We start from the raw sequence: 14,041 nt of genomic DNA on the forward strand, positions 1-14,041 counted from the left end.
CATGTACAGCACAACAGTGTCCGTTGCGCGCGCGCAGGAGTATGACGCGGCGCTTCTTCGCGAGAACATTGCGCTTCATTTTGAACACCTCGGCGGCGTCAGCCGGTTTGTAAAACCGGGGACGAGAGTTCTGCTGAAGGTGAATCTGCTCATGGCGAGAAAGCCAGATGCGGCCACGACAACCCATCCGGCCCTCGTCGAGGCGCTGGCGAAAACGCTTGTCGAGGCCGGCGCCGCCGTCACCATCGCCGACAGCCCGGGCGGCCTCTACACAGAGGCGGCGCTGCGCAAGATCTACCGGGTGACCGGCATGGAGCAGGCCGCGGCAAACGCCGGCGCCCGGCTCAACTTTGACACGGGCGCCGACTTCAAGCGCCACGAAGAGGGTAAGCTCTGCCGGAACTTCCACTTCATTCAGCCCTACTTCGACGCCGACCTTGTCATCTCGGTGTGCAAGCTCAAGACACACGCCATGACCACTTACACGGGCGCGGTGAAAAACATGTTCGGCCTCGTGCCGGGGCTCGAGAAGCCGGAGTTTCACTTCCGCTTCCCCGAGCGGAAAAACTACTGCGACATGCTCGTCGATCTGTGCGACGCCGCGCGGCCTGCGCTCGCCTTTATGGATGCCGTTGTGGCCATGGAGGGCGACGGCCCCTCAGGCGGTACGCCGCGCGGGGTGGGGTTGACCCTCGCGAGCGAGAGCCCCTTTGCGCTCGACCTTGCCGCAGCCGCGGTTGTAGGGCTCGGGCCGGACCAGGTACCCACGCTGGAAAGGGCCGCGCAGCGGGGCTTCGCGCCCGCGGATGCGGGGGAACTGACCATACTCGGCGAGCCGATTTCCTCGGTGCGCGTCGAGGGATTTCAGCTGCCGAAGAGCCATGACGACATCACGCGCTTTGGCCGTCTGCCAAAGTTTTTAAACGAGCCGCTTCGCCGCTACGGCGCTCCGCGTCCGGTCATCAGCCGGGCGGTATGCATCGGCTGCGGCGCCTGTGCGGAGAGCTGCCCGGCCAAGACCATTGCCATCCGAGAGAAAAAGGCGTTCATCAACTACAAAAACTGCATCCGGTGTTTCTGCTGCCAGGAGATGTGTCCGGTGCGGGCGATCGCCATCAAGAAAAGGAAGCTGTTTGCCCTATGAGGACCGTATCCTGCAAGACCTACGCCAAAATCAACCTGACGCTCGACGTGCGGGGCAAAAACGATGACGGCTACCACGAGGTGGAGATGGTGATGCAGTCGGTCAGCCTGCACGACGATCTGACGGTGCGTCTCGACACCAGGGGCCGGTGCGCGGACTCCATTCGCATTCGCTGCAATCTGCCCTATGTGCCGCGCGATGAGCGCAACACCGCCTACAAGGCGGCGCTGCTCTTCTTTGAGCAGACGGGCATCGAGAACACCGGGCTCTTCATCGACATTGTCAAACGGGTGCCGGTGGCGGCGGGCCTCGCGGGGGGCAGCGCCAACGCCGCGGGCGTGCTGCACTGTCTCAACCGTCTCTGCGGGCGCCCGCTCGGGCGGCGGGAGCTTGCGGAGCTTGCGCTGCGGGTTGGCGCCGACGTGCCGTTCTGCCTCACGGGGGGCACCTGTGTCGCCTCGGGCATCGGGGAGCGGCTCACCCCGGCGCCGCCCATGCCGCGCTGCCACATTCTGATTGCAAAGCCGCCGAAGAGCGTGAAGACACGGGAGATCTATGAAGCCATCGACCGGTGCGAGATCGTTCGCCGCCCCGATACGGCGGCTATGCTTGCCGCGCTCAAAAGCAGCGATGCGGCGCAGGTGGCGCAGCAGTGCTGCAACGTGATGGAGGAGGTCACAAGCGCGCGTGTCCCCGAGATTTTGGAGCTCGAGAGGACCTTTCTGCGCCACGGGGCGCTTTGCGCCGTGATGAGCGGCAGCGGTCCGAGCGTATTTGGCATCTTCACCGACTTTGAGGCGGCGGCGCGCGCGCGCGACGAAGTGAAAAGACGAATGCGGCGCACGCTCTGCTTTCTCGAGCGGCCGGTACAAAAATTTTCGCCTATGGGTTAAAAGAAAAACTTCCTGTCAATAATGATGACATCATCGACAGCAGGGAGTTTTGTTTTGCTATGAAACGCGGCAAATTTTTTGAATGGTCTCTTTTGGCGGCGGTGCTCGTCTCGGTTCTCGTGATGGTGGCGAATGCCCAGAGCTGCTTTACTCACATCTCCGAGAGCGTGCTCCGGCTGCATGTGCGTGCGGACAGCGACAGCAGCGCCGATCAGGCGGTAAAGCTCATGGTGCGCGACGAGGTTCTCAAGCGCACGGGCGGTCTTCTCGACGGCGTCACCGACCGCGATGAGGCGGCTGAAATTCTAAGGGAGAATCTCGCACTCTTTGAGCAGACGGCAAACGAGACGCTCGCCGAGCACAACATGCCCTACCGGGCCCGCGCGGTCTTCGATACGGAGTATTTTCCCACCCGTCAATACGGCGAGCTGACGCTGCCCGCCGGGCGGTATGAGGCGCTCGTCGTCGAACTCGGCAGCGCCGAGGGCCAGAACTGGTGGTGCGTGATGTTCCCGACGCTCTGCTACACGCAGGACCTTGTCACGGCCGACGACGGCTCGCTTGACTATCTGCGCGAGACATTAAGCGAAGAGGAATTCGACCTGGTCGCAGGGGACGCCGAGGTGAAGACCACCTACAAATTCAAGCTGATCGAATGGCTGAACGATTTGAAAGAACAGCTGTTTTAAGACAGACCGAATGAGAGAGCCGCCCGCCGGGCGGCTCTCATTTTAACAGACACGCCAGGGGCGTGTCTGTTTTTTGCCGTCAATCTGTGCTAGAATAGAATATATTGTCGAAAGGGGGCGATGACTTTGCTGACGCTGATAACGGGCCGGGCGGGCAGCGGCAAGAGCCGCGAGCTCAACCGCCGTGTGCGCGCGCACTGCGAGGCGGGCGACCGGGTCATCGTCCTTGTGCCGGAGCAGTACACTGTGCGCAAGGAGCGCGAGCTTTTGCTGGAGCTCGGCAACCGTCTGTGCGCCTCGGCCGAGATTTTGAACTTCTCACGGCTTTGCGACTTCGTATTCCGTGAGACCGGCGGCGTCACGGCCGACTACATCGACGCGGGCGGCAAGTCCATTGTCATGCAGCGCGCGCTCACCGAGCTGCGCGGCGGGCTTCGCTATTACGGCAGGGCGGCGCTGCGGCCGGAGTTTATCCGCAAGCTGCTTTTGACTGTGTCGGAGTTTAAGACCTACCGCATCGCCCCGGCCGATCTGCGCGGGAGTGCGGGCGCCGTGGCGCAGCCGGAGCTTGCCGACAAGCTCACGGATCTTGCAGCCATCTATGAGACCTACAACGCCCTGCTCCACGAGCACTACAGCGACATGGAGGACGATTTCGAGCGCGCGGGGAGCAAGCTTGTAAAAGAGCGGGTGTTTGAGCCCTATGACATCTTCTGCGACGCGTTCACCGGCTTTTCGCCGGCGGAGATGAGCCTTCTCGGCCCGCTGATGCGGCAGGCAAAGTCGGTCACTGTCACTCTCTGCACCGACGCCTTTGACCCCGATGCGGACGAGATTGACGACAGCGGTGTCTTCGCTCCGCTGCAGCGCACGGCCTGCTCGCTGTTTGCTCTCGCGAGGGCAAACGGCGTACCGGTCGCAAGGCCGGTGCACCTGAACGGGAAAAACGCTTTCCCGCCGGAGATCGCCCATCTGGAGGCGTCGCTCTTCGAGAGTGCGGGTAAGCCGCGTGACATCCCCTGCGGGGCGCTGACAGCGCTCTGCGCCGCCGACATTTACGAGGAGACCGACTATGTCGCGCGCACCATTGTGCGCCTTGTGCGGACCGAGGGGTATCGCTACAGCGATTTTCTGGTTCTGTCGCGCAGCATGGAGAGCTATCAGAATGTCATCGAGGTCGTCTTTCACCGCTATGGGATTCCCTACTTTCTCGACACGCGAACCGACACGCTGACAAAGCCGCTGGTGATGCTTCTCTTCTCGGCGTTTGAGGCGGTGCTCTCGGGCTACCGCTACGAGTCGGTTTTCGCCTATTTGAAGACCGGCCTTGTCGGCGTGGCGGCCGAGGAGATCGACGTTCTGGAAAACTATGTCTACACCCAAAAAATATCCGGCTCGAAGTGGACTGTGCCGTGGACGGCGAACCCATTCGGCTTCAACCGCGAGCCCGACGAGCGCTCGCAGGAGCTTCTGTGGCGTATCAATAAGACCCGCGCCGCCGTCATCGGGCCGCTTGAGACCTTTCGCGCTGCGCTTCGAGAGTGCGGCGCACGCGCCATTTCGACCGCGGTCTACGAGCTTCTGCTCGCGCTTGGCGTACCCGGCATGATCGAGCAGAAAGTCGCCGAGCTCACCGAGACGGGCCGCCCGGGCCTTGCCGCCGAGTACGAACAGATCTGGAACATTCTCATGCATGCGCTCGACCAGATGGTGCTGCTGCTCGACGATGAGATCACGGCGAAGACCTACTGCGAGGTGCTCAAGCTCGTGCTCGCCCAGGCTGACATCGGCAAAATTCCGACCTCGCTCGACGAGGTCGCGGTCGCCTCGGCCGAGCGCACCCGCACCCACGGCGTTCGCTGCTGCTTTGTCGTGGGCTTCGGCGAGGGGGACTTTCCGCGCAGTGACTTTGAGGAGGGCCTGCTCAACGACCGGGACCGCCTCGAACTGCAGCAGCACGATATTCTCCTCTCGCCGACCACCGAGCGCCTCGCCTTTGAGGAGCTCTTCTATGTCTACTGTGCGCTGACCTCGGCGGGGGAGCGCCTCTACATAAGCTATCCCAAGAGCGGCGCCTCAGGCAGAGAGAAGAGGCCCTCCTATCTGCTCACGCAGATTCTCGCGCTGCTGCCGCGCCTTGAGATGCTCTATCTCGACGAGCGCGAGCTGACGGATCCCGCGGCGCGCCTTGAGCGCATCGAGGGCCGTCAGCCGTCCTTTGACTATCTGCTGACCCTGCCGCCCGACGACCCGCTCAAAACGGCGCTGGAGCGCTACTTTGACGGCCTTGCGGACTATGCCGCGCGCCGGCGGGAGATCGACGGCGCCATTCGCTTTGCAAAGGGCCGCCTTGCGCTCGACGGCGCCGATACGCCGCGGCTTCTCTACGGCGAGCGGCCCATGCTGTCGGCGACGAGCCTCGAGCGCTTTCAGCTGTGCAACTTTGCCTACTTCTGCGAGTATGGGCTGCGCATCGAGCCGCGCCGCCAGGTGGAATTTGACGCCATGCAGACCGGCACGTTCATGCACTATATCCTCGAGCAGTTTGGCCGGCGCTACCGGCCCGATGAGATCCGCCGCTTTGACGCGGCGGCCGTGCGCCGGGTGACCGACGAGCTGGTGCGCGAGTACATCGCGGTCTACCTGCCCGATTTTGATGAGAGAGGCGCGCGCTTTCGCTATCTCTTCTCGCGCCTGTCGCGCATTCTCTACGCCTTTTTGGAGGACATGACGGCCGACCTGCGCCGCAGCCACTTTGAGCCGCTGGCGTTTGAGCTGCCGATCGGGGAGGGGCAGCCCATCCGCCCGCTGATCCTCTCGGATGAGCAGAGCTCGGTGGCCATACGCGGCTACGTCGACCGGGTGGACGGCTATGAGAGAGACGGAAAGCTCTACATCCGAATTGTCGATTACAAGACCGGCCGCAAGGAATTCGACTACGCCGCCATTCACGAGGGCATGGGCATGCAGATGATGCTCTACCTCTTCTCGCTGTGCGCGGGGGGTAGGGAGTACTTCGGCCGCGAGATCGTACCGGCAGGCATGCTCTATGCGCCGGTGCGCCTGGAGGTGGTCGCAGCCGACCACCGCGACGTCACGCCCGACGAGCTCGCGAAGCTGCGCCGCGGGCGGGTGAGAGCAGACGGTCTGCTCACCGAGGACACCGACATTCTGCTCGCCATGGACACAAGCGGAACCTTTGAGACGCTGCCCGTGAGCGCGATGAGAGGGGAGCAGCAGGAAATCGAGCTGAATCCCCGGCGCTCCAAGGTGGCAAGCGGCGCGCGCTTTGCCCAGCTCGAGCGCTTCGCGGAAAAGAAGCTGCTGTCCATCGCGCGCCAGCTCAAGCGCGGCAGCATTGACATCAACCCCTACAAGGACGCGCCGGGGCGCGGGCTCGATTCCTGCGCTTTCTGCGAGATGAGACCGGTCTGCCGCTTTTCGCCGGAGCGGGGCGCGCATGTGCGCTCGCTTGCGCGCATGAGCGCGCAGGAATTTTGGGACAGCGTGGAAAAGGAGGGCGGATCATGAGCGAACTGCGTTTTACCGACGAGCAGCGCCGCGCCATTTCGGAGCCCTCCGACAGCGTCAAGGTGAGCGCCGCCGCGGGCTCCGGCAAGACGGCGGTGCTCGTTGAGCGGGTGATTGAAAAAATCGAGGCGGGCGGCGACATCGACCGGTTTCTCATCGTCACATTCACCAATGCCGCGGCCGATGACGTGCGCGCAAAAATCGGGCGGGCGCTGCGCGGGAAACTCGCGAAGTCGCCGAACGCCCACCTGCGCCGGCAGCTCATTCTGCTCTCCCGCGCGCCGATTGACACCATCGACGGCTTCTGCCTGAAGCTGCTGCGCGCCAATTTTCAAAAGCTCGGCCTGTCGCCGGAATTTCGCATCGGCGACCCGAACGAGACCGGTATCCTCAAGGAGGAGCTCTACGGAGAGCTGCTGGATGACTGGTATGAGAACTTTTCTGCCTGCGAGCCGTTTTCACATGCGGTGGAGTTCTTTGCCCGCACGAGAAACGACGACGCCTTTCTGGAGGTTGTCAAGGCCGTGCGCGAGGGGATTTTGACCTTTCCCGACCGTGAGGGCTTTCTCAGGTGGACGCTCGACACCCTCGCCGGCTGCGCCGAAATGCCGGTTCTTGAGACGCCCTATGGGCGCGAGCTTGCGCGCCACGCGGGGGAAGTTCTCGACTATCTGCTCGCGCTGTGCCGCCACGGCATCTGCGAGATTCGCGGGGACGACAGGCTCGAGCGAGCCTATCTGCCCGCCTTTGAGGACGACGAGCGCGCCATTCTCGAGCTGCGCTCACTGCTCGAATGCGGGGACTACGACGGCGTACACGACCGGCTTGCGGGCTTCAAGGCCGTCTCGCTGCGCGCGCTTCGCGGCTATGAGGACACCGCGCTCGCCGACCGCCTCAAGGAGTCGCGCGCCGGTGTGAAAAAGGAGCTCGGTAAGCTCCGTGAGCTCTTCTCGCCGACGGCGGAGCAGTTTGCCGGGGACTGTCTTGCGCTGCGCCGGGTGTTTGAGATTGTCTTTGCCATGGCGGTCGACTTTGAGCGGCGCTTTGAGAGCCGCAAAAACGAGCGCGGCATTCTCGATTTCGCCGATGTCGAACGCTATGCCTACCGGCTGCTGGTCGAGGACTACGACGCACACAGCGGCTCTCTCACGCCGACGCAGGATGCCCGGCAGACCGCGCAGCGCTACGATGCGGTCTTCATCGACGAGTACCAGGATACCAACGAGCTGCAGGATGCGATTTTCCGCGCGCTCTCACGCGGCGGGGAGAGTCTCTTTTTTGTCGGCGACGTCAAGCAGAGCATCTACCGCTTTCGCCAGGCCGAGCCGGAGCTCTTTCTGCGCCGGCAGGCGAGGCGGGTGCTGCGCCTGACCGGCAACTTCAGAAGCAGGCGCTCGGTGGTCGACGCGGTCAACTTTCTCTTTGAGCGCCTCATGTCCCCCGAGCTTGGCGACGTCAACTACGACGAGGGGGAGAAGCTGCGCTTTCTCGCGGACTACGACCCGGCGCAGGACACGCCGGTCGAGGTGGATGTGCTGCTGCCGGACGGGGAGGACAGCGAGCGCGCCGAGCGGGAATTCCGCTTTGCCGCACGGCGCATCCGGCACATGGTGGAGACGGGCGAGCTGGTACGCGACCGCGTCAGCGGCCGCATGAGGCCGGTGCGCTACCGTGACATCGTCATTCTCTCGCGGAACCTGAAGAACACAGCCGCTCTCTTTGAGGATATTCTGCGGGAGGAGGAGATCCCCTATTACTCCGATGTGCCGAGCGTCTTCTTCGAGCGCGAGGAGATTTCGACCATCCTCTCACTGCTTCGCACCATCGACAACCCTCTGCAGGACGTCCACCTGATCGCGACGCTGCGCTCGGCGCTCTTTGCCATGACGGAGGACGAGCTCGCGCTGATTCGGGCCGCGCACCGCGAGGGGCCGTTCTACGACGCGCTCTGCGCCGCCGGTGACGAAAAGAGCGCCGCCTTTCTCAGGAAGCTCGGCGACTACCGGCTGCTCGCGGCAAGTCTTCCGATCGACCAGCTTCTCGCCTACATCTATGAGGATACGGGGTATCTGAGCGTCGCGGGGGCCATGCGAAACGGCGCGCTGCGCCGGGCGAACCTGCAGCTGCTCTACCACTATGCCTGCGCCTTTGAGCAGACGAGCTTCAAGGGACTGTTTCAGTTCATTCACTACATCGACCGCATTTTGCAGACTGGCGGGGAGTACGAGTCGGCGCGCGCTTTCTCCGAGAACAGCGACGTCGTGCGGCTGATGACCGTACACAAGTCCAAGGGGCTCGAGTTCCCGGTTGTGGTGCTGTGCGGCCTGACAAAACGCTTCAACAAAATGGACCTGCGCGAAAACTTCATGCTCCACCGAAAGCTCGGCGCGGGGGCGAAGCTGCGTGACACGGAAGATCTCATTGAGTTTGACACGCTGCCCCGCGCCGCCGTGAAGCTGCGCCGCGAGGCCGAGAGTCTGTCTGAGGAGCTGCGCACGCTCTATGTCGCGCTCACCCGCGCGCAGGAGAAGCTGGTGCTCGTCGTCTCCTGCGCCGACGAGAGAGAGCTGATGCGCTGCGCATTCATCCCGCAGGAGAACGGGCGCATCCTGCCGTTTTATCTGCGCTCGCGCGGCAGCTACGCCGAGTGGATTCTCGCGGCGCTCTCCCTGCACCGGGACGGGCAGCCCCTGCGTGAGCTGACGGGCTTTACACCCGCCGCCCTGGACGAACAGGGGCGCTTTGCGGTGCGGCTCATCCGCCCGCAGGATGAGCCGGTGCCCGAACACTCTCCCGCGCCGCCGGACGCCCCGCTCGACTGGGCACTGCTCGAGGAGATCCGCGAGAGGCTCGACTTTATCTACCCGGCGGCAGAGCTTCGGCGGGTGCCGTCGAAGATCTCGGTGAGCGACTTGCGCTCTCTTGCCCAGACGGGTGAGCGGACTCTCGATTTTGCTCGGCCGAAATTTCTCACGCAGACCACCGCCCTCACTCCGGCCGAGCGCGGCACCGCCATGCACAAATTCATGCAATTTGCCGATCTTGAGAATCTCGTGCGCAGCCGCGACGTGGCGGGCGAGCTCGAGCGGCTTGTAGGATGTGAGTTTCTCACTGCTGCCGAGGCGGGCGCCGTTGAGACGCAGAGAGTCGAGCGGTTTCTTGAAAGCTCCCTCGGCCGCCGCCTTGCAGTCTCGCCGCGGGTTCTGCGGGAGATGCGCTTTAACATTGCCCGCCCGGCGGGTGAGATAGAGCAGTACGCTGCCGACGCCGCCGGCGACCCGGGCGCCGTCATCGTCGTGCAGGGCGTGCTCGACTGTGCCTTTCTGGAGGGGGACGGCTATGTGCTTTTCGACTTCAAAACCGACCGTGTGACCGACGACGGCAGCGCCCTCGCCGCATGCTACCGGCCGCAGCTTGAGCTCTATGAGCAGGCGCTTCGTGAAATTACCGGAATGCCTGTGACAGAGCGTTATCTCTACTCGTTTGAACTCGGGCGGGAGATCCCTGTCTGATGAAAAATAACTTGCATTTTTCGATATCCTGTGTTATGATTTAACGAGCATTGACAATGGGAACGTGGCGAATGCCGCGTGGTCTTGATAAGAGTGAGGTGAGTTTCATGAAAGAGGGTATCCATCCGAAGTACGAGAAGACGACCATCCGCTGCGCGTGCGGCGAGGTGATCGAAACCGGCTCGACGAAGAGCGACATCAAGGTTGAAATCTGCTCCAAGTGCCATCCTTTCTATACCGGCAAACAGAAGCTGGTCGATTCGGGCGGCCGTGTTGACAAGTTCAACAAGAGATTTGGCCTGAACAAGTAAGAGCAAGCAAAAATCCCCGGACAAGCTGTCCGGGGATTTTTAAATCAGGGAGGTACACCATGCTCAGAGAGCCGAGTGAGGACCTTTTTCTGTTCTTTGACAAACTGCCGGCGGCACTGCCGCTCTTTGAGGCGCTCGACGAGCGCATCGCCAGTGAGCTCGGCGCGTCGACACGCAAGGTTCAGCGAACGCAGATCACCTATAAAAACCGGTATAACTTTGCCTGCATCTCGCTGCCTGTGCGCAGAGTGAAAGGCTGGCCGGAGGTCTGCATCATTGTCACATTCGGTCTGGGGAGGCGCCTCCTGTCTGCGCGCATTGCCGTAGCGACTGAGCCGTATCCCAATCGGTGGACTCACCACGTGACGGTCTCAGACACGCAGGAGATTGACGCCGAACTGATGGGCTGGCTCAGAGAGGCCTATGAGTTCTCGATGAGCAAGAAATAGAGGGGGGGAGACGCAATGGGACGCAGGCTGTTCTGTGAAATTTCGCCGCTGACCTACCGGATCTCGGTCTGCAGATGCAGAGCCATGCGGCACATTCAAAATCTGTGGCGGCTGAAAAACTGTGCCCGACAGAAGAGCGAGACCCGGCTGCCGGTTGTCGTCTATGAGCAGAAATCCCTGATGCGCCGCAGACTCGGCAACGTGGACATGCTTTTGCAGGAGAATAAGGTTGTGAATCTGAACATTGCCGCGCCGAGGGTGTCGGGAATTATAATAAAGCCCGGCGAGACCTTTTCGTTTTGGAAGCTCGTCGGGCCCTGCAGCGCGCGCAGAGGCTACCGGGAGGGGCTGGTCATCACCCGCGGCCGGACGGGCCGCGGAATCGGCGGAGGCATGTGTCAGTTCACCAATCTGATTCACTGGCTGGTGCTCCACACGCCGCTTACCATCGTCGAGCACCACCACCACGACGGCATGGATCTCTTCCCGGATTATGGGCGGCAGATTCCGTTTGGAACGGGCACGTCCATCATGTACAACTATCTGGATTACCGGTTTCAAAACAACACCGATCAGGCATACCAGCTCATTGTCTACACCACGGAGGAGTATCTCTGCGGTGAAATTCGGACAACGGCGGCCCTGCCGGTGAAGTACCATATTGTCACGCAGAACGAGCGCTTTGTCCGCGAGGGCGGCCAGGTTTACCGGACCGGCGAAGTGTACCGCACCCAGATCGACAAGGCCACAGGGGAGACGATTGCAAGACAGCTTATCAAACGCAACCACGCCCGGGTGATGTACGATGTCAGCGAACGCTCTGCGGTCCTGTGACCGCCAGAATAAAAAACCATAGGAAAAGAAAGGGTGACGTAGCAGTGGAAAGTCAGACTGCAGTGCTCAGGGCCGCGACTGCGGCCGATGCCGAAAATCTTTTGAAAATCTATGCTCCCTATGTCAGAGAGACTGCCATAACGTTTGAGTATGACGTGCCGTCTGTGGAGGAGTTTGCCGGCCGCATCGAAAGCGTTTTGAAGAAATACCCCTATCTTGTGGCGCAGCGGGGAGACGAGATTTTGGGATACGCCTATGCCGGCAGCTTTCATGCGCGCCCGGCCTATGACTGGGCGGTGGAGGTCTCCATCTATGTGGACCGTGACAAAAAGAGAACGGGCATCGGCTCCATGCTCTACCGGGCGCTTGAGGCAACGCTGAGAGAGCAGGGGATTTTGAATGTCAACGCCTGCATTGCCTATCCGGAGGTCGAGGACGAGTATCTGACCAGAAACAGCGTGGGGTTTCACGAACATCTGGGCTATCGCTGGGTGGGAGAGTTTCGCAAGTGCGGCTATAAATTCGACCGCTGGTACAACATGGTCTGGATGGAGAAACACATCGGCGAGCACCAAAGTGCCCAGCCTGCGCCAAAGACCTTTGAAGAGGTGCGCGGCATCATACGGGAGAAGTACCACATTGAGTGACCCATCCCGCGGCCACTCTGACAAGAAGAGCCGCCGGCGTGCGAATGGACTGTTCTGCTCCATGCGCACCGCCGGCGGCTCTATTCGTCTTGCTTTGACAGACGGGAAATGTTTTAAACCTCCGCCGGGATCTCACCGGCGACACCCTGCTCCTGCTGCAGCGCGCGCAGCAGCGGCAGGATTTTTTTGTACTGTTTTGCAAGCTCGCGCGAATGGGGAAGCCCGACGGCGGCCTTGTAGCAGCGCAGCGCCTCGTCGAGGTTCCTGACGTCGACACAGAGACAGGCCTTGTAGAAATAGAACAGGCTCCTGTCCTCCTCGCGCAGAAGACTCTGCGGCTTTGCCCGGTCCATGTAGGACAGCGCCTTTGCGGCGTCCTGCCGGTTGAGGTCGATGGCGACCATGGCCCGTGTCCAGTAGTATATGGTGCGGTAAGGGGGCAGCAGAAAGTAGGGAACGGTGACCGAGAGCCAGAATATCGCCTGTTTGGTCTGCTTTTTCCGGCAGGCGGCGTAGGCGGGCGACGTGAAGCCATAGAGCAGATACCACAGGGCGAGAAGCAGCACGAAGACCGTCACATAGCCAAAGCACAGAAACACCACCGCGCCGATGAGAAGAAAGAGGCTCAGCGCGCCTGTCATCCACTTGTTTTTCATGAGCGTACCCTCCCGGTTCGGCTACTGCGACAGACGCTGCTCGAGCTGCGCTGCTCCCTGCTCGTAGCCGGGCTTGTGAAGCAGCGTGAACATATTGGTCTTGTAACTCTCGACGCCGGGCTGGTTGAACGGATTCAGGCCGAACAGATAGCCGCTGAGCGCACAGGCCATCTCGAAGAAATAGACCGTGTAGCCGAAGTGGTAGGCGTCGATGTCGTCGAGTTCCAGCACGATGTTCGGCACACCGCCGTCCATGTGGGCGAGAAGCGTTCCGGCGTAGGCCTTGCTGTTAACAAACTGCATGCTCCGGCCTGCGAGAAAGTTCAGCCCGTCAATATTGGCCTCGTCGGCCTCAATCACAAGCGGCCGCTCGGCCTTGGGGCACCAGAGAACCGTCTCGAAGAGGTTGCGGCTGCCGTCCTGAATGAACTGGCCGATTGAGTGCAGATCAGTCGAGAAGTTGGCGCTCGTCGGAAAGATGCCCTTTTTGTTTTTGCCCTCGCTCTCGGCGAAGAGCTGCTTGTACCACTCGCCGAACTGGGTCAGGCGCGGCTCGTAGTTGACAAGAATTTCAATGACCTTGCCGCGGTTGAACAGGCAGTGACGAAGCGCCGCATACTGACGGCACTGGTTTTTGGAAAAGTCGCTCTCGGCGCAGGCCGCGCGCGCGTCGTCTGCACCGCGCATGACGGCGCCAAGGTCGATGCCGCTCGCCGCCATAGGCAGTAAGCCCACCGCCGTGAGCACCGAGTAGCGCCCGCCGATGTCGTCGGGTACAACAAAGGTCTCGTAGCCCTCGGCGTCCGCCAGAGACTTGAGCGCGCCCTTTTCGCGGTCGGTCGTCGCGTAGATGCGCCGCGCCGCGCCCGGCTTGCCGTACTTCTGCTCGAGGAGTTTTTTGAAGACGCGAAAGGCGATGGCGGGCTCAGTGGTCGTGCCGGACTTCGAGATGACGTTCACCGAGAAGTCGCGCTCACCGATCAGCTCGATCACCTCGTTGATGTAGGTGGAGCTCAGGTTGTTGCCGACAAAGTAGATGTCGGGCGTGCTCTTGCCCGCGCGGCTGTTGTAGAGAGGGGAGTGCACAAATTCGAGCGCCGCGCGCGCACCGAGATAGGAGCCGCCGATGCCGATGACAACAAGCACCTCGCTGTCGGCCTGGATTTTTTTCGCCGCGGCCTGAATGCGCTCGAATTCCGCCTTGTCGTAGCGACGGGGCAGCTCGATCCAGCCGAGTGCGTCCGCACCGAGACCGTCGCCGCGCGCAAGCTGTCCGGCGCAGGCCTCGACAAGCGGGGCCATCCCCGCGAGATCCTCAGGCTCTAAAAAGCCCGCAAGTCCGTTTTGCTTTAATTGGATTCCCAATGGTGGTTCC

Annotated in this window: 11 protein-coding genes; 9 read left to right on the forward strand and 2 right to left on the reverse strand. The window is 61.8% G+C overall.

The genetic code is table 11. The features are described 5' to 3' along the window. Window position 1: 1 nt before the first annotated feature. From H8695_RS01130 to H8695_RS01170, 9 genes are all read left to right on the forward strand, one after another. Window positions 2-1,144 (forward strand): DUF362 domain-containing protein, encoded by a 1,143-nt coding sequence (locus H8695_RS01130; RefSeq protein ID WP_249298945.1) that lies wholly within the window; start codon window positions 2-4, stop codon window positions 1,142-1,144. Then, on the forward strand, window positions 1,141-2,037 hold the full coding sequence (gene ispE, locus H8695_RS01135) for a 4-(cytidine 5'-diphospho)-2-C-methyl-D-erythritol kinase (protein WP_249298946.1): 897 nt from the start codon (window positions 1,141-1,143) through the stop codon (window positions 2,035-2,037). The genes H8695_RS01130 and ispE overlap by 4 nt, the downstream gene beginning before the upstream one ends. Before the next feature lie 59 nt (window positions 2,038-2,096). Continuing rightward, complete coding sequence (gene spoIIR, locus H8695_RS01140) at window positions 2,097-2,726, forward strand: stage II sporulation protein R (RefSeq protein ID WP_249298947.1); 630 nt, start codon at window positions 2,097-2,099, stop codon at window positions 2,724-2,726. Between the two features lie 126 nt (window positions 2,727-2,852). Further along, window positions 2,853-6,257: a PD-(D/E)XK nuclease family protein gene (locus tag H8695_RS01145; protein ID WP_249298948.1), complete on the forward strand. Its 3,405-nt coding sequence runs from the start codon at window positions 2,853-2,855 to the stop codon at window positions 6,255-6,257. Next, a complete protein-coding gene (addA, locus tag H8695_RS01150; RefSeq protein ID WP_249298950.1) occupies window positions 6,254-9,769 on the forward strand; it encodes a helicase-exonuclease AddAB subunit AddA in 3,516 nt (1,171 codons plus the stop codon). Before H8695_RS01145 ends, addA begins: the two co-directional genes overlap by 4 nt. 107 nt (window positions 9,770-9,876) lie before the next feature. Beyond that, window positions 9,877-10,080, forward strand: coding sequence for a 50S ribosomal protein L31 (gene rpmE, locus H8695_RS01155; RefSeq protein WP_249298952.1), 204 nt, complete (start codon window positions 9,877-9,879; stop codon window positions 10,078-10,080). 59 nt (window positions 10,081-10,139) lie between these two features. Beyond that, complete coding sequence (locus tag H8695_RS01160) at window positions 10,140-10,529, forward strand: DUF5655 domain-containing protein (RefSeq protein ID WP_249298953.1); 390 nt, start codon at window positions 10,140-10,142, stop codon at window positions 10,527-10,529. Between the two features lie 15 nt (window positions 10,530-10,544). Beyond that, entirely contained in the window at window positions 10,545-11,363 is an 819-nt protein-coding gene (locus H8695_RS01165; protein ID WP_249298955.1) for a VanW family protein, read from the forward strand. Between the two features lie 44 nt (window positions 11,364-11,407). After that, window positions 11,408-12,010, forward strand: a complete 603-nt coding sequence (locus H8695_RS01170; protein WP_249298957.1) for a GNAT family N-acetyltransferase — start codon at window positions 11,408-11,410, stop codon at window positions 12,008-12,010. A gap of 113 nt (window positions 12,011-12,123) precedes the next feature. Here H8695_RS01170 and H8695_RS01175 read toward each other — a convergent pair whose 3' ends face one another. After that, the gene (locus H8695_RS01175) at window positions 12,124-12,666 is read right to left on the reverse strand and encodes a hypothetical protein (RefSeq protein ID WP_249298959.1); all 543 of its coding nucleotides are present in this window, start codon (window positions 12,664-12,666) and stop codon (window positions 12,124-12,126) included. A 21-nt stretch (window positions 12,667-12,687) separates the two neighbouring features. Next, on the reverse strand, window positions 12,688-14,031 hold the full coding sequence (locus tag H8695_RS01180; protein WP_249298961.1) for a glucose-6-phosphate isomerase: 1,344 nt from the start codon (window positions 14,029-14,031) through the stop codon (window positions 12,688-12,690). Between the last annotated feature and the right edge of the window lie 10 nt (window positions 14,032-14,041).

It is taken from the genome of Feifania hominis (genome assembly GCF_014384765.1).
Lineage (GTDB): Bacteria > Bacillota > Clostridia > Oscillospirales > Feifaniaceae > Feifania > Feifania hominis.

Excerpts from the sequence above, each read along its gene's own strand:
- H8695_RS01130 (WP_249298945.1), top strand. The coding sequence starts at position 2 with ATGTACAGCACAACAGTGTCCGTTGCGCGCGCGCAGGAGTATGACGCG.
- ispE (WP_249298946.1), top strand. The coding sequence starts at position 1,141 with ATGAGGACCGTATCCTGCAAGACCTACGCCAAAATCAACCTGACGCTC.
- spoIIR (WP_249298947.1), top strand. The coding sequence starts at position 2,097 with ATGAAACGCGGCAAATTTTTTGAATGGTCTCTTTTGGCGGCGGTGCTC.
- addA (WP_249298950.1), top strand. The coding sequence starts at position 6,254 with ATGAGCGAACTGCGTTTTACCGACGAGCAGCGCCGCGCCATTTCGGAG.
- rpmE (WP_249298952.1), top strand. The coding sequence starts at position 9,877 with ATGAAAGAGGGTATCCATCCGAAGTACGAGAAGACGACCATCCGCTGC.
- H8695_RS01160 (WP_249298953.1), top strand. The coding sequence starts at position 10,140 with ATGCTCAGAGAGCCGAGTGAGGACCTTTTTCTGTTCTTTGACAAACTG.
- H8695_RS01165 (WP_249298955.1), top strand. The coding sequence starts at position 10,545 with ATGGGACGCAGGCTGTTCTGTGAAATTTCGCCGCTGACCTACCGGATC.
- H8695_RS01175 (WP_249298959.1), bottom strand. The coding sequence starts at position 12,666 with ATGAAAAACAAGTGGATGACAGGCGCGCTGAGCCTCTTTCTTCTCATC.